This window comes from Cellulomonas sp. Root485 (assembly GCF_001426705.1).
Classification (GTDB): Bacteria; Actinomycetota; Actinomycetes; order Actinomycetales; family Cellulomonadaceae; genus Cellulomonas.
Genome location: NZ_LMFC01000002.1, coordinates 1,127,009 through 1,148,283, shown reverse-complemented (window position 1 = coordinate 1,148,283; position 21,275 = coordinate 1,127,009). Strand labels below are relative to the sequence as shown.

At 72.7% G+C, this 21,275-nt stretch carries 15 protein-coding genes and 1 pseudogene; 3 read left to right on the top strand and 13 right to left on the bottom strand.

The annotated features are described in order from the left end of the window. Nucleotides 1–648: 648 nt before the first annotated feature. Genes ASD16_RS13755 through ASD16_RS13745 form a run of 3 tightly spaced genes read right to left on the bottom strand, consistent with a single transcriptional unit; the run spans nt 649 to nt 4,430 of the window. Nucleotides 649–1,587: a tetratricopeptide repeat protein gene (locus ASD16_RS13755; RefSeq protein ID WP_055918165.1), complete on the bottom strand. Its 939-nt coding sequence runs from the start codon at nt 1,585–1,587 to the stop codon at nt 649–651. A gap of 54 nt (nt 1,588–1,641) precedes the next feature. After that, the gene (locus tag ASD16_RS13750; RefSeq protein WP_055918162.1) at nt 1,642–2,649 is read right to left on the bottom strand and encodes a hypothetical protein; all 1,008 of its coding nucleotides are present in this window, start codon (nt 2,647–2,649) and stop codon (nt 1,642–1,644) included. Further along, nucleotides 2,646–4,430, bottom strand: a complete 1,785-nt coding sequence (locus tag ASD16_RS13745; RefSeq protein WP_055918159.1) for a hypothetical protein — start codon at nt 4,428–4,430, stop codon at nt 2,646–2,648. Before ASD16_RS13745 ends, ASD16_RS13750 begins: the two co-directional genes overlap by 4 nt. A gap of 218 nt (nt 4,431–4,648) precedes the next feature. On the opposite strand from ASD16_RS13745, the gene ASD16_RS13740 reads away from it, so the two are divergent. After that, nucleotides 4,649–6,907: a hypothetical protein gene (locus ASD16_RS13740; protein WP_235523290.1), complete on the top strand. Its 2,259-nt coding sequence runs from the start codon at nt 4,649–4,651 to the stop codon at nt 6,905–6,907. A 31-nt stretch (nt 6,908–6,938) separates the two neighbouring features. Beyond that, nucleotides 6,939–7,358, top strand: a complete 420-nt coding sequence (locus ASD16_RS13735; protein WP_055918156.1) for a hypothetical protein — start codon at nt 6,939–6,941, stop codon at nt 7,356–7,358. A gap of 109 nt (nt 7,359–7,467) precedes the next feature. Here the strand turns inward: ASD16_RS13735 and ASD16_RS13730 are convergent, their stop codons facing one another. The 6 genes from ASD16_RS13730 to yicI form a co-directional block, all read right to left on the bottom strand. Then, entirely contained in the window at nt 7,468–8,247 is a 780-nt protein-coding gene (locus ASD16_RS13730; protein WP_055918153.1) for an alpha/beta fold hydrolase, read from the bottom strand. After that, nucleotides 8,244–9,017, bottom strand: a complete 774-nt coding sequence (locus tag ASD16_RS13725) for an alpha/beta hydrolase (RefSeq protein WP_055918150.1) — start codon at nt 9,015–9,017, stop codon at nt 8,244–8,246. Before ASD16_RS13725 ends, ASD16_RS13730 begins: the two co-directional genes overlap by 4 nt. Continuing rightward, nucleotides 9,014–9,862 carry an HAD family hydrolase gene (locus tag ASD16_RS13720; protein ID WP_055918482.1) on the bottom strand — a complete coding sequence of 283 codons (849 nt, stop codon included), beginning with the start codon at nt 9,860–9,862 and terminating at the stop codon, nt 9,014–9,016. The genes ASD16_RS13725 and ASD16_RS13720 overlap by 4 nt, the downstream gene beginning before the upstream one ends. After that, the gene (locus ASD16_RS13715) at nt 9,859–10,158 is read right to left on the bottom strand and encodes a hypothetical protein (RefSeq protein WP_055918147.1); all 300 of its coding nucleotides are present in this window, start codon (nt 10,156–10,158) and stop codon (nt 9,859–9,861) included. Before ASD16_RS13715 ends, ASD16_RS13720 begins: the two co-directional genes overlap by 4 nt. Nucleotides 10,159–10,408: 250 nt before the next feature. After that, nucleotides 10,409–11,851, bottom strand: a complete 1,443-nt coding sequence (locus ASD16_RS13710; RefSeq protein WP_055918142.1) for a GH1 family beta-glucosidase — start codon at nt 11,849–11,851, stop codon at nt 10,409–10,411. A gap of 178 nt (nt 11,852–12,029) precedes the next feature. Beyond that, the gene (yicI, locus tag ASD16_RS13705; RefSeq protein WP_055918138.1) at nt 12,030–14,297 is read right to left on the bottom strand and encodes an alpha-xylosidase; all 2,268 of its coding nucleotides are present in this window, start codon (nt 14,295–14,297) and stop codon (nt 12,030–12,032) included. A gap of 179 nt (nt 14,298–14,476) precedes the next feature. Between yicI and ASD16_RS21475 the strand changes: the two genes are divergently transcribed. Beyond that, on the top strand, nt 14,477–15,481 hold the full coding sequence (locus ASD16_RS21475) for a LacI family DNA-binding transcriptional regulator (protein WP_082570878.1): 1,005 nt from the start codon (nt 14,477–14,479) through the stop codon (nt 15,479–15,481). Between the two features lie 9 nt (nt 15,482–15,490). On the opposite strand, the pseudogene ASD16_RS13700 reads toward ASD16_RS21475, so the two are convergent. The 4 genes and pseudogenes from ASD16_RS13700 to ASD16_RS13685 form a co-directional block, all read right to left on the bottom strand. Next, nucleotides 15,491–17,440, bottom strand: a pseudogene (locus ASD16_RS13700) (beta-galactosidase); the annotation flags it as partial. After that, complete coding sequence (locus ASD16_RS13695) at nt 17,437–18,387, bottom strand: carbohydrate ABC transporter permease (protein ID WP_055918136.1); 951 nt, start codon at nt 18,385–18,387, stop codon at nt 17,437–17,439. The pseudogene ASD16_RS13700 and the gene ASD16_RS13695, both read right to left, overlap by 4 nt. Then, the gene (locus ASD16_RS13690; RefSeq protein ID WP_055918133.1) at nt 18,384–19,382 is read right to left on the bottom strand and encodes a sugar ABC transporter permease; all 999 of its coding nucleotides are present in this window, start codon (nt 19,380–19,382) and stop codon (nt 18,384–18,386) included. The genes ASD16_RS13695 and ASD16_RS13690 overlap by 4 nt, the downstream gene beginning before the upstream one ends. After that, nucleotides 19,382–21,040 (bottom strand): hypothetical protein, encoded by a 1,659-nt coding sequence (locus ASD16_RS13685; RefSeq protein WP_055918130.1) that lies wholly within the window; start codon nt 21,038–21,040, stop codon nt 19,382–19,384. The genes ASD16_RS13690 and ASD16_RS13685 overlap by 1 nt, the downstream gene beginning before the upstream one ends. Between the last annotated feature and the right edge of the window lie 235 nt (nt 21,041–21,275).

The window sequence follows — 21,275 nt, the reverse complement described above, 5'->3', positions numbered from 1 at the left end:
GCCAGCGTTCGTCCTGAGCCAGAATCAAACTCTCCGTAATGTCTACATGGCACCCCACCACCGAAGCAGTGAAGCAACCGACACACGAAATGGTCCCGATAAGGACCGTTCAGATTCGGCTGAATTTTGATGCCGCACCCCCACGGAGGTGAAAGACACGACACCTATCTCAACCAAGACCCACCACCCACCGACACCCCCACCCGAACGGGCCGAAGCATCATCAGATAGCGAGCCATATGGCATCGACTATTTGGCACACTGTTGAGTTCTCAAGGAACAGACGCGCATCCCTCCAGGCCTTTCAACCTGTCCGGAGGCAACCGTTCTAACTTAGCGGAGCGGCCCTTCCCCGTCAAACCTCCTGGTCAGAGGAGATTCAGCTGGGCAGGAACCTGAGTTCCGCGTCCGGACACTCCAGGTGACCGACGATCTGGCCGCCGGTCGAAGAGTCCGAGGATGTCGCTCCGGGGGACCAGCCACTGCGGTTCGATCCGCGGTGTCCGTTCCTCCCTGCCGGGCGACGTCGAGAAGATTACGCAGGCCCGGGCCGGAAGGGCAAATCCGTGCCCGGTGACGCGGGTCACGTCCCAATCAGGGCTGCGACCTGCGCCGATGCGCGGTCGCGCCGCACCAGTCGGCTACTGGTCAGTACAGGGCGCTCGCCATCGCGCGGCGGGCCGCGATCACGCGGGGATCCTCGCCGCCGATGACCTCGAACAGGTCGACGAGGCGCACGCGCACCCGCTCGCGGTCCGGTCCGAACGTCGTGCGCAGGACGTCGACGAGCCGGCTGAACGCGTCCTCCACCTTGCCGCCGAGGATGTCGAGGTCCGCGACCGCGAGCTGCGCGTCGACGTCCGCCGGGTCGGCTGCGGCCGCCGCGCGGGCAGCCTGCAGGTCCAGGTCGCGCGTGCGGTCGAGCAGTCCGACCTGCGCCAGTCCGGCGCGCGCCAGAGCGTCGCGCGGGTTCTCCTTGAGCGCCTGCTCGTACGCGGCGGTCGCGGCCGCCAGGTCGTCGCGCTCGATCGCGTCGTAGGCCGCCTGGTGCAGCGGCGGCAGCTCCGGCTCGGGCTCCGGCTCGGCGGAGGCGTCGCCGTCGTTCGGTGCGGCCCGGCCGGTGATCCCGTTGGCCTCGGCGGCTGCCAGCACCTGGTCGAGGACGGCGCGCACCTGGTCCCGGGGGTACGCCCCCTGGAACAGCGGCAGCGGCTGGCCCGCGAGCACCGCGACCACCGTCGGCACGCTCTGCGCCTGGAACGCCTGCGCGATCTGGGGGTTCGCCTCGGCGTCGATGCGTGCCAGCAGCCACCGGCCCGCGTCCTCGTCGGCGAGCGACGCGAGGTCGGCGGCGACCGTGGCGCTGGCCTCGCTCCGGGGCGACCACAGGACGACGACCACCGGATGCTGCGTCGAGCTCTGCACCAGGTCGGGGAACGTCGCCTGGTCGACGTCCACCACGTACGCGCCCGGCGACGGCAACCCACCCGGGCTCCCGGGAGGCGGCGTCGCGGGACGGTTCAGCGTGGACAGGTCGACCGCTCCTCGCACGTCGAGGCGGGGACGGGGTCCGGTGGGCTGCGACATGCGTCGTTCTTCCTTCGTGGCCGGGTGTCTAGGGTCGGCGGGTCTGCGGGGCGGTCACTCGGCGGTGGCCGACGTGACGGCGTGCTCCGCCGCGATCAGCTGCACGAGAGCCGCGCTGCCGGCGGGGGGCACGTACATGACGAGCACGTCGGTGAACGTGCGGACGAAGTTGCTGGCGGCGCTCTGCTTTCCGGTGAGCGCGGCGTAGAACGGGTCGGAGATCGGGATCGTGCCGCCCGCCACCGTGAGGGTCACCGTGGAGACGGTGGTGAGCTGGCCGACGACGATCGCGCCGCCGTCGACCGTCTGCAGCGTGACCACCGGCGCCGCCTCGGGCGTGTAGGTCTCGGTGGCCGATCCCGCCGCCTGGACCCCCGCCACCGTCGCCGCGCGCGCGGCCTCGATGCTCGTGCGGAACGTGTCCGGCTGGAACGTCGCGTTGTAGGCGGACGCTGCGCCGTTCGCCAGGACGTCGGCGTACTGCTGCAGCGCCTCAGCCGGCGTCACCAGGAGTCCGGTCGCGTCCGGCGCCAGCACGGGGCTGCCCGTCTCCGGTGCTGCGGTGGCCGGCATCTGCACGCCCGCACCCATCCGGCCCCAGCCCCACAACCGGTACGGCTCACGCGGCGCGGTCTGCTGCATCACGAGGATGCGGGGTGCCTGGAGGTCGTCGGGCTGCTTGGTGACGACCAGCTGGGTCCGCGGCCAGACGTCGGTCTGCGGCACGATCAGCGCCTGCTCGTCCGTGGGGAGCGCGGTCGGCGGCTTCGCACCCGCCGTCGCCGCGGCCCGGGCGTACTCCGCCGTCCGCACGGCGAGCGCAGGTCCTTCCACCCGCGGCGGCAGCTGGGCCGCGTCCAGCGCCGCGTCGGCCGCGGTGAGGACCGCGCCGACGTCGGTCAGCACGTCCTGGGACTGGACCACCGTCGTCGCAGCCGGTGCGACGGCCGGCACCGGCTCGGGCTCGGCCTGCGGGAGCGGAGCGGCGCACGCGGACAGCCCGAGTACGAGCGTGCTCGCGACGGCGACGAGGAGCCGGCGGGTCCGTGACGTGCGCGTCATCGCTGCTCCCCTCTCGTGTCCGTGTCGCTCTGTGTACCGTCCGGGGCTCCCTCGGTCGGAGGCAGCCCCCACGCGCGGCGCCAGGCGTCCGCCCGGGAGCCGGCGGTCGCCGGATCGTCCGTCGAGGGCGCCTCGTCGGCGGCAGGCCGAGCCCAGGTGGGCCGACCGGCGTGCACCGACGAATCGGGTCCCGACGGTGAGCCGGGACGCACCCGGGCACCGGGCGGCGGGGGGACCGCCGACCAGCCGGTGGGTCCGCTGCGCTCGGGTTCCGCGACGGGCGTCGTTCCGGCGCCCGAGGTCGCGGCCGGCGAGGCCGGCGGTCCCGCCGTGCCCCGGACCCAGGAGGGTCGGCCGTGCGGCACGGTCGAGTGGTCCGACGGGCGGGCCGGCCCGGCGGGAGCACCGGTCGAGCCCGTGGGCGCGCCGGTCGAGCCCGTCGACGCGCCGCTCCGTCCGCCGGGAGCACCGGTCGAGCCCGCGGAGGAACCGCTCCATCCGGCGGGAGCACCGGTCGAGCCCGCGGAGGAACCGCTCCATCCGGAGGAGGCTCCGCTCGCGCCGGCGGGTGCGCCACTCCGTCCACCGGAGGCTCCGCTCGCGCCGACGGGAGCACCGCTCGGTCCAGCGGAGGACCCGCTCGAGCCGGCGGGAGGTCCGCTCGGCCGGCCCGGTGCGGGCGGCGGGGAGCCCGGGCCCGAGGTGCGCGCCGGGGCCGGTGCGGCCGTGGGCGCCCAGGCACCCGCGGAGTGCCGGTGCTCCGGCGCGGGGCTCGCCGGCGTCACCGGGATCGCGCCGGTGGACGGGCGCAGGGCCCGCCGACTGGTCGCCAGGGCCGACGGGGCGGTCGCGGAGGCTGCGGTCGGCACCGGGACCCGCGGCTGCTCCGAGGGTGCGGGCGCTGGTGCGGCGCCGGGCGCGGGGACCTGGGGCACGGCGCCCGATCGCGGCTTCGTCGCGTGCGCCTGGGCGGCCTCGCGCATCTGCCGCCGGGTGAGCACGGGGATCGCGTCGATGTCGTCGCTGACGACCACGACGGGGGTCGCGCCGGTGTTCACCGCGTGCCACTGCGGCGCGTCGAGCCCCGCACGTCGACGACGGACGTCGCGCACCAGCAGCCAGACCGCCAGGAGCACCAGCAACGTCCCGACCACGACGCACGGCCACAGCCAGGGCGTCGTCACCACGCGCGGCCACGCCAGGGCCAGGGTGGGGGCGGACTCGCCGGTGCTGACGGCGATCAGGCTCCATCGGCCCTCCTGCGCCGGCCAGACCAGCTCGGCGGACCCGGTCCCCGTCTCCTCCGCGACCCACAGGTCCGACCCGGTCGGGTCGGCCGCCGGCGGCGCCGCGACGGCAGCCCCCTCGGTCGGAGCCGGGGTCGCGGCGTCCGGGGCGGGCTCCGCGGCCGCATCCGTCGCCGCGGCGTCCGTGGGCGCTGCGGTGGGTGCAGGAGCGGCGACGTCGTCGACCTCCAGCGTGTGCCAGCCCGACAGGCCGGTGACCTGCCCGTGCGCGTCGCTGCCCACCCAGCCGGCCACGTCCGTGTCCCGACCGACCGCGAGGACGACGTTGCCACCGTCGGGCACACTCACCTTGACGGTCACGGGGTCGCCGCCGAGCTCCAGGACGCCGGGGTCGGTCACCAGGGTGTGCGCACCGCCGGACGTCGTCGCGACGAGCACGTCGTCGGCTCGCCACACCGTCGCGGACGCGATGCCGAGACCGATGACGACCAGTCCGACGACGCCGATGGCGGCGGTGGTCAGTCGCTTGAGCACGCAGGATCCTCCAGGGACGGGGGAACCCAGGATAGGCAGAGGGGCTCGTCCCGGCCGAACCGGGATCGAGTGGACGGATCGGCCCGAGCGTGCATGCCTGGGGGTGCGCACGTCCGCGGCACCGTGAACACGCGTATCCTGACCGGCGGGCTCCGGAACTCGACGAGCGCCTCGTCCGAGGCCGCTCCGCGGAGCCACAGTGCCCAGGAGGACTGCTCGTGCCCGACGCCCGGACCCCCTTCCCCGTCGTCAGCTTCCGCGGTTACGAACGCGAAGCCGTCGACGCTCGTATCGCCGGGCTGGAGAAGGCTCTCGCCGACGCCCGTGCCCAGGTCGAGTCCCTCGACGGACGCGCCATGCAGGTGGCCGGCGAGCTGTCCGAGGCGCACCGTCAGCTGCGCGAGGCCGAGCGGCCCACCTACTCCGGTCTGGGCTCACGCATCGAGCAGCTCCTGCGGTCCGCCGAGGAGCAGTCCTCGGACGTCGTGTCCCAGGCGAACGCCCAGGCGGCTGACGCCCTGGCGCGCGCCAAGCTGGCCTCCGGGCAGCTGCGCGCCCGCGCGGAGAACGAGGTCGCCGAGGTCGTCGCCACCGCGCGTCGGGAGGCGGACGAGGTCAAGACCACGGCCGCGGCGGAGGCCGAGAGCACGCTCCTGGCCGCGCAGCGCCGCGCCGAGGAGCTCGTGGGCTCCGCGGAGCGCGAGGCCGCACGCATCCAGAGCGCGATCACGACCGAGGAGAGCGAGCGTCGCAGCTCCCTCGAGCGCGAGCTGGGCACGCTGCGCGCGAGCGTCGAGCACGAGGCGACGCAGCTGCGCATCGCGACGGAGCGGACCGCGAGCGAGCTCCGGTCACGCTCCGAGACCGAGACGACCGCCCAGCGCGAGGAGGCCGAGCGGTACGCGCAGGACCTGCGCCAGAGCGCGGACGCCGACACCACCGAGCTGCGCCAGCGGGTCGAGGGCGCGCTCGCCGCCGCGCGCGTCGAGGTCGACCGGTACGTGGCGCAGCAGCGCAGCGACGTGGCCGCCGAGGTCGCCGCCGCCCGCCAGCAGGCCGCCGACGACGTCACCTCGCTCCGCATGCAGACCCAGGAGTACGCGGACGGCCTGCGCGCCGCCGCCGAGCGGGACGCTGCCGCGCTCCAGCAGCGGGTCGCCTCCGAGGTCGCCGCGCTCCGGGTCGAGGCCGAGCAGTACGCGGCGTTCGTCCGGGCGCAGGCCGACCGCGAGACCGGCGAGCTGCGCGCGACGACGTCCGACGAGCTCGCCGCCCAGCGGGCCGACGCCGAGCAGACCGTCCTCGCCCTGCGCGGCGACGCGGAGCGCTACGCCGCCGACCTGCGCACCCAGGCCGAGCGCGAGACCACCGAGCTGCGCGAGCGTGCCGGGCAGGAGACGTCCCACCTGCGCGACGTCACGACGCGCGAGGCGGCCGAGCTGCAGGAGGTCACCGAGCGGGAGACCACCGAGCTGCGCGCCGCGGCCGAGCGGGAGACCGCCGAGCTGCGGGAGCGTGCGCGGCTCGAGGTCGAGCGAGCGATCACCGAGGCCCGTCGGTCGGCGGCCGAGGTGACCTCCTCCGCCAAGGCCCGCGCCGACGAGCTGATCCGCGACGCGGAGCAGCAGCTGGCCGACGCCGAGCTGAGCATCGCCTCGCGCCGCGAGGCCGCCGAGCGTGAGGACGCGGACCGGCACGAGACCGCGCGAGCGGAGACGGAGCGCCTCGTGCGCGACGCCGAGGCGCACGCGGCCGAGGCCGAGCAGCGGGTGGCCAAGGCGCTGGCCCAGGCCGACAAGGTGCGGACGGACGCCGAGCAGCACGCCAAGGAGCTCCTCTCCAACGCGCGCAGGAACGCCGACCGCGTCGTCGCCGAGGCCCGTGAGCACGCCGAGAAGCAGATCTCCGACTCCATGATCGAGTCGGAGCGCGAGCGCACCACCGCGACCCGTCAGGTGGAGGACCTCAACCGCCAGCGGGAGTCCATCACGTCGTACCTCGACGAGCTGCGCAACCTGCTCGGGCACAACCCCGACCGGGCCACCCTGGAGCGGGCCAGCCGTGCCGAGGCCGCATTCGAGCAGGAGCAGAAGTCGGCCCCGGCCGCGAAGTCGCCGAAGGCTGCCGCTCCGAAGTCGTCGGCCCCCGAGGACGCGCCGCCGCAGGCCGCACCCGCAGAGCCTCAGGAGGCCGCGGCCGAGGGCCAGCAGGCTCCCGTCGCCCCCGCGGGCAAGCCGGCCCGACCGGCCTCACGGCCCACGAAGGCACGACCGGCGCCGGTCTCCGCCGCCATCCCGGTCGTCGCGGAGGCTCCGGCCGACGACAAGACCGACGACAAGGCCACGGACGAGTCGACGGACGAGCAGGCTCCGACGGACGCCGCCCCCGCGGAGGAGCAGGTCAAGGACTCCGCGCCGGCTGCCGATGTCGAGGGGGAACAGCCCGCCAAGGACGACGCGGCCGCGTCGACCCGCTGACGGGCTCCCCGGCTCAGACACAGAGGCGCACGTGACGGACGAGAAGGCTGCGCGCTGGCGCGAGGAACGCCGGGCTGCCGCGCAGGCGCACGGCGAGCTGCTGGCCAACCGGCAGCGCGCCGAGTCCGCCCAGGCGCAGGAGCAGATCGATGCGTTCCTGCGCCGTGCGCTGAAGCTCGGGCCCACCCCCGGGCCTCTGATGGCGCGCAGCTACGACGGGCGGTCGCAGTACAAGACGCCGCTGGTCGGGTGGTACCTGCGCCGCGACGAGACGGTGGCGATCGACACGGACGGCAAGTTCTACGTGCTGACGACGCCGTCGAGCCTGTCGGCCCGGTTCCGCGGCGTGACCCCCGAGCCGTCGCCACCCCCGCTCGTCATCGGTGCGGGTGGCAAGGACGGCGAGTCCCTCGACATGTCCGAGGCGCTCGCGCGCGTGCTGAATCGCTGACCGCCGGGCCGTCGATGGCGGCGCGCCCGCTCAGGCGGGATGGGTCGCGGCGGCCAGGGCGCCGCAGGTGCTCGGGCGAGGTCGGTTGCGCGGCGAGGTCGCCGCGGGCTCAGGCGGGGTCGGTCGCGGCGGCGAGGTCGGCCAGCGCGGCGGCGACCTCGGCCGGCTGCTCGACGGCCGAGAGGTGGCCCGACTGCGGCACGACGACCAGACGGGCGCTGACGGCGGTCGCGACGAGGTGCTCGGCGGCCTCGACCGGCGTGACGGTGTCCTCGTCGCCGACGACGGCGGCGACCGGACCGCGGAAGCCCCGGAGCACGTCCGACCGGTCCGGCCGTGCGGCCATGGCTCGCTGCGACCAGGCGATCCCGGCGGGCTCCTGCTGGTCGATCCACGCGGCGATCTCGTCGGCGACCTCGGGCCGCGCTGCCTTCGTCGTCTCGCCCAGCAACGACGCCGCCATCGGCCGCACCGGATCGACCGAACCCGTCGTCTCCGCCTCGTCCGCGATCCGCAGCCGGTTGGCGCGGGCGTCCGGCGCGTCGGCCGTCGACTTGGTGTCCACGAGCGCGAGCCCGGCGACCAGCTCCGGGTGCCGCTCGACGAGCGCGAGCGCGACGTAGCCCCCCATCGAGAGGCCGGCGACCACGGCACGCTCCACCCCGGCGCTGCGCAGGACCTCGGCGACCAGGTCCGCCGACGTCTCCAGCGCGGGCTCCGGCAGGTCGGTCGCGTGCCCGGGCGTCCCTGGCAGGTCCACGGCGTGCACCGGGCGGCCGGCCGGCAGCAGGTGTGCGACCTCGTCCCACATGCGGTGGTCCAGCGGGAATCCGTGCAGGAGGACCAGCGGCAGACCGTCGCCGTCCTCGCGGTACGTGTGCAGGCTCATGCGTCGTCCTCCGCCGTCGTGCTCGGGCCGGTCCAAGTGGTGGGCAGCGGGACCGGATGGTCGGGCAGCACGTGGGCGACGATCTCGTCCAGCACGCGCCGGACGGCGGACTCCCCGACCCACAGATGCTTCGCGCCGTCGACGCCGATGACCTCCGCCTGCGGGACCCGGGCGAACCGGCGACGGGCCTCGTCCGGGCGCAGGTAGTCGTCGAGCTCGGGGACGAGCACCACGAGGGGCTTGCCGAACTGCGCCCACGCGTCGAGGTCCGCGTCCGTGGCGCGGTGCAACGGCGGGGACAGCAGGATGGCGCCCTCGATCGACGGGTCGCGGCCGTGCATGAGCACCAGCTCGGTCCCGAACGACCAGCCGACGAGCCAGCGGTTCGGCAGGTCGTGGAACTCGGCGAACTCGATCGCGGCGTGAACGTCGAACTGCTCGGCGACCCCGCCGTCGAACGCTCCCCCGCTGGTCCCCCGCGGGCTCGCGGTGCCGCGCGTGTTGAACCGGAGGACGGCCAGGTCCGCGAGGGCCGGCAGCCGCCACGCGGCCTTCCGGTAGACGTGGGAGTCCATGTAGCCGCCGTGCGTCGGCAGGGGGTGCAGCGTCACGAGCGTCGCCGCGGGTGGGACGTCGGCGGGACGGGCCAGCTCGCCGACGAGCGTGAGCCCGTCCGCGGTGTGCAGCTCGACGTCCTGGCGCACCGCAGGCAGCACGGAGAGCGACCGGATGGGGGTGGGGTCGGGTGTGTGCGTGGCGGGCGTGGTCATCGGGACGAGCCTAGGACGCCCTCGGCCAGGGCACCCGCGAGGTCCAGGAGGTCGGCGACGCCGTCGTCGGCGTTCGAGGCGCAGCGTCGGGACGCGGCCGCCAGGACCGACGGGTGCGCGTTCGCCATCGCGAACGACGTTCCTGCCCAGCCGAGCATCGAGAGGTCGTTCGGGGCGTCGCCGACCGCCCAGACGTCCCCCGGGTCGATGCCGCGGGCCGCCRCCCAGTCGGCGAGGGTCGCGGCCTTGGTGACCCCCGGACCCGTGACCTCGCCCAGTCCGGGCGCCCCCGAGTCGGAGACGATCGCCAGGTCGCCGACGACCGCCGCCAGCTCGTCCGCGTAGCTGGCTGTCTGCGGCCGGGTGGTCCGGACCAGCAGCTTGAACGTCGACGGTCCGAGGACGTCCTCGATGCGGTCGGCGACCGGGCTGCCGTGCGGCACGGGGTGGTCGGAGCGGAACAGTGTCTCGTGGGCGATCCCGTCGATGCTCTCCACGGCCAGGTGCACCTCCTGCGGGCCGCCCCAAACGTCGCGGACTCTCGCCACGATGCCGCACACCGCGTCCCGGGACATCCCGCGCCCGGCGAGCACCCGACCCGTGCCCACCTCGAGCACGGCAGCACCGTTCGCGCAGATCGCGATCCCGTGTCCCGCGACGTGGCTCGCGAGCCCGGACAGCCAGCGCGGCGGCCGGGCAGTGACGAACACGACCTCGATGCCGGCGTCGGCGGCCCGCAGGAGCGCAGCAGCGGTGCGCGGCGAGACGGTGCCGTCGGGGCGCAGCAGTGTGCCGTCCAGGTCGGTGGCGACGAGACGAGGGGCGCGGCGCGGGTCGGCGATCATCGGCGCGTCGGTCCGCGGCGGCCGCGGGCCTGCCAGCACGCCGTGTGCCAGTGGCGGCGGTCGTCCAGCGCCTCGCCGAACAGCCCGTCGGTGCGCCACGCGACGACGTGGGCGGTCCCGGCGCTCACCAGCTGGTCGCACCCGGGGCAGCGGTACTCGCGGTCGGAGCCGCGGACCTGCTGGACCGTCCACTCGCCGTCGGCCCCGGACTCCGAGCGCCGGCCGCCGGTCGCCCGGTCGACGTCGAGCTCGACGTGCTCGGCGCCGTACGGCCGCTTGGTCGATCGTCGTCCCACCCGCCCATCCTCCCCCACCGACCCCGGACGTCCGCACTTGTGTGCGCTGGAACCCGCCGGAGGGCGGACGTCAGCGATGAGAGGTGTCGGACGTCCGCACTGGTGGGTGCTGGAACCTGCGGGAGTGCGGACGTCCGCAGGATCGCGCGTCCCGGCGACCGGATGTGCGGACGTTGAGGGTGGGCGGTGGGGGTGGGGACCGCGCGACGGCCGAGCTCCCGGGGAGGGGGCTCGGCCGTCGCGTGGAGGGTCAGAGGGCTGCGGACTCCGGGGTCGGGATCGTCCTGATGCGCAGGAGCTCGCGGTACCAGAGGCCCGAGTCCTTCACCGTGCGCTCCAGGGTGTCGTAGTCGACGCGGACCACGCCGAAGCGACGGTCGTAGCCGTAGGACCACTCGAAGTTGTCCATGAGCGACCAGACGAAGTAGCCGCGCACGTCGGCGCCGCGCTCGATGGCCTCGCCGACGGCGTCGATGTGGTCGTGCAGGTACGCGACGCGGTCGGCGTCGTGCACGCGGCCGTCGGCGCTGACCTCGTCGTAGAACGCGGCACCGTTCTCGGTGATGGCCATGGGCAGGCTCGGGTAGCGGTCGCGGATCTCGAGGAGCAGGTCCACCAGGCCCTGCGGCTCGATGTTCCAGCCCATCGCGGTGTGCGGGCCGGGCTGCGGGAGCCACTCGACGGTGGTCGCGCCGACCCACGGGCTGTTCTCCGAGGACCGGTGACCGTCGGGACCCGGGGTGCCGTCGCCGCCGGCGGGCGTGCCGTGCTGCACCCGGCCGGTGGAGTAGTAGTTCACGCCGAGCAGCGCGAGCGGGACCTTGATGACCTCGAGGTCGCCCTCCTGCACGAAGGACCAGTCGGTGATGTGCTCGGTGTCGGCGAAGACAGCCTTGGGGTACTCGCCGTCCAGCATCGGGCCGAGGAACACCTCGTTGGCGATGGTGTCGATGCGGCGCTTGGCCTCGATGTCCTGCGGCGAGTCGGACGCGGCGCGGGTGACGTGGAGGTTGAGGGTCACCGAGATCGGGGTGTCCTCGCCGAGCACGTCCTTGATCGCCCGGCCGGCGAGGCCGTGCGCGAGGTTGAGGTGGTGGACCGCGGCGAGCGCCGTGGCGTCGTCAGTCACGCCGGGGGCGTGCACACCCGACGCGTAGCCGAGGAACGCGGAGCACCACGGCTCGTTGAGCGTGGTCCAGACGTGGATCCGGTCGCCCAGGACCTCGGCCAGCTTGCGGGCGTACTCGCCGAACTGCACGGCGGTCTGCCGGTTGGCCCAGCCGCCCTGGTCCTCCAGCGGCTGCGGGAGGTCCCAGTGGTAGAGCGTCACGACGGGCTTGATGCCGGCGGCGAGGAGGCGGTCGGCGAGGTCGACGTAGAAGTCGAGACCGGCCTGGTTGAACTCGCCCGAGCCGGTCGGCTGGACGCGGGGCCACGCGATCGAGAACCGGTAGGCCTGCAGGCCGAGGTCCTTCATGATCGCGACGTCCTGCGGCACGCGGTGGTAGTGGTCGGCGGCGACGTCGCCCGTGTCGCCGTCGAGCACCTTGCCTGGCGTGCGGGAGAACGTGTCCCAGATGGACGGTCCGCGACCGTCCTCGTCGAACGCCCCCTCGATCTGGTACGAGGCGGTGGCCGAGCCCCAGAGGAAGTCGGAGGGGAACTGGCGTCCGGAGGGGCGCGAGGTCGTCATGGAGAGGTTTCCTTCGGTCGGGCGGAGGTCGACGGTGACCGTGGGAGCGCAACCGCAGGCTGCCCTGACGGTCGGGGTCACGAAGATCGAATCGATACGATACACGCTCCCGATCCGGCACGACAGCCCAACCCTCCCGGCCCTCCTGTCGGCCGCGGGACCCGCGGGCGCCCGGGGATCAGCTCCCGAGCGTCAGGGTCACGACCTCCTGGCCGCCGTCTGCCGTGCCCGTCGGACCGCCGTCGACGGCGACCGACCACGGCGCGTCGGTGCCCCGCGCCTCGACCCGGACGGTCGAGCCGTCCCGGGTCACGACGAAGCTCGCGTCCCCCACGCGGGTCACCGAACGGTGCCCGTCGGCGAGCTCCACCAGGCGGAGCGTGACCCCGTCGGCCCACGCGTAGTCCGGCCGGTCGGAGCGAGCGCCGACGGGCAGCACGCTGTCCGGGCGGACGTACAGGGGCAGCGACAGGTAGCCGTGCCGCTCGCGGACCCAGCGCGGACCGGTCACCTGGTCACCCGTGAGCAGCGACGTCCACGTGCCCTCGGGGACGTACACGTCCACGTCGCCCTCGGCCGTGAACACCGGAGCGACGAGCAGGTTCTCGCCGAGCATGTACTGCGTGTCGACGGTCGCCGCGCCCGGGTCGTCGGGAAACTCCAGCACCATCGGCCGCATCACCGGAACGCCGGAGGTGTGGGCGTCCTGGCCCAGCCGGGCGAGGTACGGCATGAGCGAGAGCTTGAGGCGCGTGAACAGCCGCGCGACGTCGACGGCCTCCTCGTCGAACGCCCACGGCACCCGGTAGGAGTCCGAGCCGTGCAGACGGCTGTGCGACGAGAGCAGACCGAACGCCAGCCAGCGCTTGAACACGGCCGCGTCGGGCTCGCCCTCGAAGCCGCCGATGTCGTGGCTCCAGAACCCGAAGCCAGAGGACGCGAGCGACAGCCCGCCGCGCAGGGTCTCCGCCATCGAGACGAACGTCGACTCGCTGTCGCCACCCCAGTGCACCGGGAACTGCTGGCCACCGGCCGTGGCCGACCGGGCGAACAGCACGGCCTCGCCCTCGCCGCGCTCGGCCTCGAGCACGTCGAAGACCGCCCGGTTGTAGAGGTGCGTGTAGTGGTTGTGCATCCGCTCCGGGTCGGAGCCGTCGTGCCAGACGACGTCGGTGGGGATCCGCTCGCCGAAGTCCGTCTTGAACGCGTCGACGCCCTGGACCATCAGGTGCCGCAGGTACTGCTGGTACCACGCGACCGCGTCGGGGTTCGTGAAGTCGACGAGCCCCATGCCGGACTGCCACTGGTCGGTCTGCCACACCGTGCCGTCGGCCCGGGTCACCAGGTAGCCCGCCGCGCGACCCTCGTCGAACAGGGCGGAGCGCTGCGCGATGTAGGGGTTGATCCACACGCAGACCTTCAAGCCCTTGGCGTGCAGCCGCGCGAGGAGACCCTCGGGGTCCGGGAACGTGGCCGGGTCCCACGTGAAGTCGGTCCAGTGGTACGCGCGCATCCAGAAGCAGTCGAAGTGGAAGACGCTCAGCGGCAGCCCGCGCTCGGCCATGCCGTCGACGAACGACATCACGGTCGCCTCGTCGTACTGCGTGGTGAACGACGTGGACAGCCACAGCCCGTACGACCAGGCCGGCACCTGCGCCGGCCGGCCGGTCAACGCGGTGTAGCGCCGCAGCACGTCCTTGGGCGTCGGGCCGTGGATGACGTAGTACTGGAGGGACTCGCCGGCGACCGAGAACTGGTTGCGGGAGACGGCCTCGGAGCCGACCTCGAAGGAGACGCGACCCGGGTGGTCGACGAACACGCCGTAGCCCGCGTCCGAGAGGTAGAACGGCACGTTCTTGTACGCCTGCTCGCTGGCGGTGCCACCGTCCTCGTTCCAGATGTCGACGGACTGCCCGTTCTTCACGAACGCGCCGAACCGCTCCCCCAGGCCGTAGACGTGCTCGCGGACGCCGAGGCCCAGCTGCTCGTGCACGTAGGCGTCGCCGCGGGCGTCGGTCACCACCCCGACGGAGCGGGCGGTCGACGACGTCAGCACCTTGCCGTCGGCCTCGAACTCGACGTTCCAGGCGCCGCGCGTGGAGACGCGCGCGGTCAGGGCGCCGGACCGGAAGGAGGCGACGCCGTCCTCGGCGTCCTCGGCCTCGACCACCTTGACGTCGGCGGGGGTCCGGTTGAGGGCAAAGGACGGCCCACGGTCGACGCCACCGCGGTGGTGCTCGATGCGCACGCCGATCACGTCGTCCATCGGGCTGTGGAACGACACCGTGACCAGCGCCTTGTTGAGCGTGTCCCCGCGGGACGTGAGCGGCACCGTCGAGGCGTACACGGTCAGGGACTCCTCGCCGACCACCACGTCCGCGATCTCGCGCGGTCGCAGGACCGTGACGCCCGGGAGGTGCTGCCAGTAGCCGTCCGTGAACTTCATCGTGGCGCCTTCGCGTCGTGGGTCAGAGGACCGGTTCCTTCATCGAAGCGTTTCGATGCTGGTATTACGTTAAAGGGCAGCGTGAACGCTGTCCAGGATGGTGGGATGGCCACCGCCGTTTCGACGGTGCTTCGACTCGCTAGGGTGGCCCCGGCGGGTGTCGACGAGGGGATGACGAGATGGCGACGATCGACGACGTGGCGCGCGTGGCGGGAGTCTCCGTGTCGACCGTCTCCTACACGTTCTCCGGCAAGCGACCGATCTCCGCCGAGACCCGGGCTCGCGTCGAGCGCGCCGTCCGCGAGCTCGACTACCGGCCGCACGCGGGAGCCCGTGCGCTCGCGTCGCAGCGCACGCAGGTCCTCGCGCTCATGGCGCCGCTGCGCGTCGACGTCAACGTCGGCGTGATCATGCAGTTCGTCACCGGCGTCGTCACGCGCGCGCAGTCGTTCAAGCATGACGTCCTGCTGCTCACCCAGGACGACCACGACGGGATCGAGCGCGTCGCTGCCGGCTCCATGGTCGACGCCGTGATCATGATGGACGTCGAGGCCGAGGACCCCCGGCTGCCCATCCTGCGCAAGCAGCGCCAGCCTGCCGTGCTCATCGGGCTGCCCCGCGACGCCACCGGGTTCTCGTGCGTCGACCTCGACTTCGAGGCCGCCGGCCGGGCCGCGGTGACCCACCTCGCCGAGCTCGGGCACCGCCAGATCGCCCTCATCGGCTCTCCCCGGGCGGTGCTCAGCCGGCGGACCACCTACGCCGCGCGCCTGGTGCGCGGTTTCACCCAGGAGTCCGCGCGCCTCGGTCTCGACGCCGTCTTCGAGACCTGCGAGTCCTCCCACAGCGGCGCCATCGAGGCCGTCGACCAGGTGCTCGCGGCGCTGCCGGACGTCACCGCCGTCATCGTGCACAACGAGGTCGCCCTGCCCGCCGTGCTCGAGACGCTGCGGTCCCGCGGCAAGGACGTGCCCCGCGACATCTCCGTCGTCGCCGTCTGCCCGGAGGACGTGGCCCTCGGGCAGACCGACGCCCTGACCGCCGTCGACCTGCCCGCGCACACCATCGGCGCGGTCGCGGTCGACATGGCGATCGGTCGGCTCACCGGTGACCAGCCCGCGGAGACCCGCCTCCTCGCGCCGGTCCTGACCACCCGGAGCAGCACCGCTCCCCCGCTCCGCTAGCACTGCTGCACCACCCGCCGGCAGCCGCAGCAGACCGTCCACGTCGGTGGCCGTCAGCAGGTCGTGGCCCGTCCAGGGGAGCTCCGCGTCGACCTCCCCGTGGTTCAGCACGAACAGCAGGCGCCCGCGCAGCGCCACCTCGACGCCGTGCGGAACGACCGGGACGGGTGGCGCCACGCCCGCCGCTGCGAGGCAGTCCGCGACGATCGCGGCGAGCACGGATGCGGGCGGCACCGTCGAGACGTACCAGGCGCTGCCGTGCCGGAGCACGGCGGGGCGGCCGTCGAGGCCTGCACCCGCGTAGGTGGCGAGTACCTCGGCGCCGTCGGCCGTCAGGTGCTCCGACCAGAGGGACGCGGTGAAGGTGCCGTAGCGCTCGGAGTGCACCGGCACGCCCGCCTCCGGCAGCGGCCGGTGCTCCTCGCCGGACACCCCGAGCACGTCGGCCCACGGCACCGGGAACCGGCCCTGCCGGATGCGCTGGTCCTCGTCGGCGATCCCGCTGAACGGACCGACCAGCAGCGTCCCGCCACGCTCGGCCACCCGGGCGAGGTTCGCGGCGTCGGCGTCGGAGACGAGGTGCAGGAGCGGCACGACGACCAGGTCGTAGCGGTCGAGGTCGGCCCCCGGAGGGACGACGTCGGTCGCGATGCCCGCCCGCCAGAACGGCTCGTGGTACGCCGCGAGCTGGTCCGGCACGCGCAGGAGCGTGCTCGGCACCGAGTCCGCCTCGCCGGCCCACAGCGACGGCCAGTCGACGACGAGCGCGACGCGGGCCTCCACACCGGTGCCGACCACCGCCCGCAGCCGGCCCAGCAACCGGCCCTGCTCGCGGACGGCGCGATGCAGGTCGGTGTCCGGGCCGGCGTGCGGGAGCATCGCCGAGTGGAACCGCTCGGAGCCCTGCGCCGAGGCCCGCCACTGGAAGTAGCAGACCGCGTCCGCCCCGTGCGCGACCGCGCGCAACGAGTCCCGCAGCATCGCACCGGCGGGCTTGGGCAGGTTGTGCGGGCGCCAGCTGACCGCGCCGGCGGCCTGCTCGAGCAGGGCCCACGGGCGGCCGCCGCCGACCCCGCGGGTCAGGTCGTGGGTGAGAGCCGCACGAGCGGGGGACGACGGGTCGGCCGGGTCGGCGTAGTGGTCGTCCGCGACGACGTCGAGGTCGTCCGCCCAGGAGAACTGGTCGACCAGCGGGAAGAAGCCCATCGCGTTCGTCGTGACGGGGGCCGTCGAGGAGCTGCGGATGATCCGCGCCTGGAGCCGGTAGACGTCCCGCAGCTGGTCGGAGGTGAACCGTCGGAAGTCGAGCAGCTGCGTCGGGTTGTGCACGTAGGGAGCGGTCCGCGGCGGCACGATCTCCTGCCAGTCGCCGTAGCGCTGGCTCCAGAACGCGGTGCCCCATGCGCGGTTGAGGGAGTCGAGGTCGCCGTAGCGGTCCTGGAGCCAGGTGCGGAACCGGTCGGCACACAGGTCGCAGAAGCACGCCTGCCCGAACTCGTTGCCGACGTGCCACATCGCGACGGCGGGGTGCCCGGCGTAGCGGTCGACGAGCGCGCGGACGAACAGCGCCACGCGCTCGCGGTACACCGCCGACCCCGGGCAGAACTGGTTGCGGGACCCGACGCTCATCCGGACGCCCGAGGCGTCCACCGCGCAGGTCGTCGGGTCCAGCCGCGCCAGCCACGGCGGCGGCGACGCGGACGGCGTCGCCAGGTCGACCGCGATCCCGCCCTCGTGCAGCAGGTCCAGCACCTCGTCGAGCCAGTCCCAGCGCAGCTCGTCCGGGCGCGGCTCGAGCATCGCCCACGAGAACACCCCGACGGTCACCAGGTTCACGCCCGCCTCGCGCATGAGCGCCACGTCCTCGCGCCACACATGCGGGGGCCACTGCTCCGGGTTGTAGTCGCCCCCGTACAGGATCCCCCGCGCCTGGGTCAGCGCCTCGAAGTCCAACGTCATCCCTTGATCGCGCCGAAGATCACGCCCTTGGTGAAGTGTCGCTGCACGAACGGGTACACGATGAGGATCGGCACGATCGCGAGGACCATCACCGCCATCTTGATGGGCAGACCGGTCACCGCGCCCGTCGCGACGTCCACCTGGCCGACCCCGCTGCCCGGCAGCGTGACGCCCTGGAGCACGTACGAGCGCAGCACCAGCTGCAGGGGCCACTTGGCGTTGTCGTTGATGTAGAGGATCGCGTTGAAGAACGCGTTCCAGTAGCCGACGCCGTAGAACAGCGCGACGACCGCGATCACGGCGCGCGACATGGGCAGCACGATCCGGCCCAGGATCCGCCAGTCCCCCGCGCCGTCGATGCGGGCGGCGTCGAGGATGCCGATGTCGATGCCCATGAAGAAGTTGCGCAGGATGAGCACGTTGAACGCCGAGACGGCTCCCGGCAGGATCAGCGCCCAGTAGCTGTTGATCAGTCCCAGCGAGCTGACCAGCAGGTACGTGGGGATCAGTCCGGCGCCGAAGAACATCGTGATCAGGAAGACGAACAGGATCGGGCGGTGGGCGAAGGAGCCGGGCCGCGACAGCCCGTAGGCGCCCATCACCGACACGGTGGTGGACACCACCGTGCCGACGATCGTGACGAAGGTGCTCACCAGCGCCGCGCGCGTGACGATGCCGCCGTTCAGGATCTGCGTGTAGGCGTTGATCGTCAGCTCGCCGGGGACGGTCACCAGGCCGCCGACGCGGATGGTCTCGGCCTGCGTCGACAGGCTGGTGAGGATGACCGTGTACAGCGGGAAGAGGACCGCCAGGACGACGCACGTGAGCACGATCGTCTTGAGCGCCTGCCCGCCGATCGACGGGCGCCCCTCCCACGCAGGGCGGTGCTTCGAGCGGCGCGGCCGCCGTGCAGCAGGTGTGGGTCTCACCGTTGTCTGGGTACTCATGCGCGCTTGTACACCCCCGACTCACCGAACACGTGCGCCAGCTTGTTGGCGCCCAGCACCAGCGCGAGGCTGACCACGCCCTTGACCAGCCCCGCCGCGGCGGCGAAGCTCCAGTCCCCGTAGACGACGCCCTGGTAGTACACGTAGGTGTCGATGACCTCGGCGACGTCGGCCCCCACCGCGCCGCGCTGCAGGATGAGCTGCTCGAACCCGACGGTCAGCGCGTCGCCGAGCCGCAGGATGAGCAGCAGGATGATCACCGGCCGCAGCGCCGGCAACGACACGTGCCACATGCGCCGCCACCGGCCGGCCCCGTCGACGGCTGCCGCCTCGTACTGCTCGGGCGGCACCGTGCTCAGTGCGGCGAGGAAGATGATGATCCCCCAGCCCGCGTCCTTCCACACCGACTGCATGGTGATCAGGACGAGGAACGTGTCGGGGTTGGTCATCATGTCGAACCCGGAGCCCAGCCCGTGGTCGCGCAGGGTCTGGTTGATCAGCCCGGCGCCGCCGAAGATCTGCTGGAACACCGTCACCACGAGCACCCACGAGAAGAAGTGGGGCAGGTAGACGATCGACTGGATCGTGGTGCGCGTCCGTGGCGTGATCACGCTGTTGAGCAGCAGCGCCAGGAAGATCGGGATCGGGAAGAAGAACACCAGCTGGAACGCCGTGATGATCAGCGTGTTCACGACCGCGTCGACGAACAGCGGGTTGCTGAACACCCGCTCGAAGTTGGCCCACCCGACGAACTGGCTGTGCAGGAACCCCGTGTACGGCGAGTAGTTCTGCCACGCGATGACGTTGCCGAGCATCGGGACGTAGGCGAACACGCCGAGGAGCAGGATCGCCGGGGTGACCATGAGCAGCAGCGACCGGTCGCGCTTCAGGCGGACGCGCCAGCCGATCTTGCGTGTCGGCAGGGGCGCCGGGGGCGCCGCCTCCCCGGGAGTCACCACAGGGGGGCGGCGCCGGACCAGCTCGGACAAGGACATCAGCTCTGCTGGTCCAGGATGTCCTGGTAGAACGCCCGCAGCTCGTCGCCGCCCGACGCCTTCCACGTCTCGACGGCCGCGTCGAGGTCTCTCATGTCCTTGCGGCCGCGGGAGATGTCCTTCTCCAGGTCGACGAACGGCTGCCCGATCGACGCGTACTGCTGCGGCTCGACGATCTGCTGCGCGTAGAACAGCGGGTCGGTCGCGTACTGGGCCGCGTTCGCCTTCCACTCCGAGGCCGCCTTGACGTACCCGGGGTACTGCACGTGGGTCTCCGAGATCGGCGGGTCGACGAGGAAGATGTACGTCGGCTGGAGCTCGGTGGCCGCCAGCTCCGTCGGCACCGGGAGCCCGTCGTCGCCGCGCGTGTAGTGCACGCCCTCGACGCCGTTGTTGATGGTGTCGTACTCGGTGGTGCCGTACGGCGCCGCGAGCACGTTCGCGATCGCGAGGAGCTCCTTGATCTTCGCCTCGTCGTCCGTCTTCTTGAGGAACGAGAAGATGTTGGCCGGGTTGCCCTTCCAGAGGACCGGCGTGCCGCCGTCGGCGTGGAACGGGTCGAACGGCTGCTGCCAGTACGCGGGGTTGCTGGCGAGGTTGTCGCGCATGGCCTCGTGCCAGCCACCGACGCCGTCGTTGGCGATGAGCGACTTGCCGGACTGGAACCGCGCCTTGGCCTCACCGGACTGGTCGGCGACGGCGTCGGGGTGCACGGCGCCGCTGGCGAACAGCGCGGCGTTCCACTCGAGCGCGGCACGGTACTCGTCCGTCTCGACGCGGTGGACGAGCTTGTCGCCGTCGAGCTTCCACTTCGGCGGGACCGCGTGGATGATCGCGGCCGAGTTCCAGAGGTCCTCGGCGCCCCACACGCTGCCGCCCGTCAGCTCGAGGGCGAGGTCCAGGAGGTCCTGGCCGTTCTTGATGTCGGGGGTGATGCCGAGGCCGTCGAGGACGTCGCGGCGGTAGAAGATCGCGTCGGTGATGACCTCGCCCGGGAAGGGCAGACCGAAGAGCTTGCCGTTGAAGACGCAGAACTTCCACGCGTCCGAGGAGATGTTCGCCAGGTTCGGGTACGGCGTGACCTTGTCGCCCGCGAGGTACGGCGTGAGGTCCTGGAACACGTTCTCGACGATCTCGGAGCCGAACCGCGGCGGCAGGTTCCACGTGGGGACGCACACCCAGTCGGGGACGTCCTTGGCGGATGCCAGCACCGTGGCCAGCTTGTCGCCGTAGACGTTGCCGTCGGTGATCTGGAACTGGATCTCCGAGCCGAGCAGGTCGTTCACGGCCTCGTAGTACTTGTTGCCCTTGGTCGGCGGGATGGTGCCCCACAGGGGGGTCATCGCGGTGTAGACGACGCCGGTGCCCGGGGCGTCCTTCACGGACTGGACGAGCTCGTCCGGGATCGCCTCGTAGCCCGGCACCGAGCCGTTGACGCTCGGGTAGTCCGGGTCGATGTACGTGACCGGGATGTACTTCGGGATCACGTCGCCCGCGGCGGCGGCGGAGTTGCTCGCGGCCGGCGGCGGGGTGGTCGAGCAGGCCGTCAGGAGACCGGGGATCCCGACGACGGCCGCGCCCGTCGCGATCAGGCCCAGGAACCGGCGGCGGTCGACCGCGTGGTCGCCCAGCCGGCCGAAAGTAGGCGTGGCGTTCATCTGCGTCCCTTCACTTCCTCGTGGAGATCGCGTCGAAGCGGTTCGACGGCGAGACTCTATGGCCCTGCCTCGCGGGAGGCAAGACCTCCGCGGCTTGGATCGGCACTTGCGACAAACAGGGCCGTCAAGCACCATGAATGCCGCACACTGCCTGGTGGCGCGCAGTCGAACCATCATCGAATCGGTTCGACGTTTCCGCCCTTAAACGATTCACGCTCTGTCTCGCACCACTCGA

Bases quoted from the DNA above. Each gene is read 5' to 3' on its own strand.
- ASD16_RS13725 (WP_055918150.1), bottom strand. From the start codon at position 9,017: ATGACCACGCCCGCCACGCACACACCCGACCCCACCCCCATCCGGTCG.
- ASD16_RS13710 (WP_055918142.1), bottom strand. From the start codon at position 11,851: ATGACGACCTCGCGCCCCTCCGGACGCCAGTTCCCCTCCGACTTCCTC.
- ASD16_RS13695 (WP_055918136.1), bottom strand. From the start codon at position 18,387: ATGAGTACCCAGACAACGGTGAGACCCACACCTGCTGCACGGCGGCCG.
- ASD16_RS13690 (WP_055918133.1), bottom strand. From the start codon at position 19,382: ATGTCCTTGTCCGAGCTGGTCCGGCGCCGCCCCCCTGTGGTGACTCCC.
- ASD16_RS21475 (WP_082570878.1), top strand. From the start codon at position 14,477: ATGGCGACGATCGACGACGTGGCGCGCGTGGCGGGAGTCTCCGTGTCG.
- ASD16_RS13730 (WP_055918153.1), bottom strand. From the start codon at position 8,247: ATGAGCCTGCACACGTACCGCGAGGACGGCGACGGTCTGCCGCTGGTC.
- ASD16_RS13755 (WP_055918165.1), bottom strand. From the start codon at position 1,587: ATGTCGCAGCCCACCGGACCCCGTCCCCGCCTCGACGTGCGAGGAGCG.
- ASD16_RS13685 (WP_055918130.1), bottom strand. From the start codon at position 21,040: ATGAACGCCACGCCTACTTTCGGCCGGCTGGGCGACCACGCGGTCGAC.
- yicI (WP_055918138.1), bottom strand. From the start codon at position 14,297: ATGAAGTTCACGGACGGCTACTGGCAGCACCTCCCGGGCGTCACGGTC.
- ASD16_RS13750 (WP_055918162.1), bottom strand. From the start codon at position 2,649: ATGACGCGCACGTCACGGACCCGCCGGCTCCTCGTCGCCGTCGCGAGC.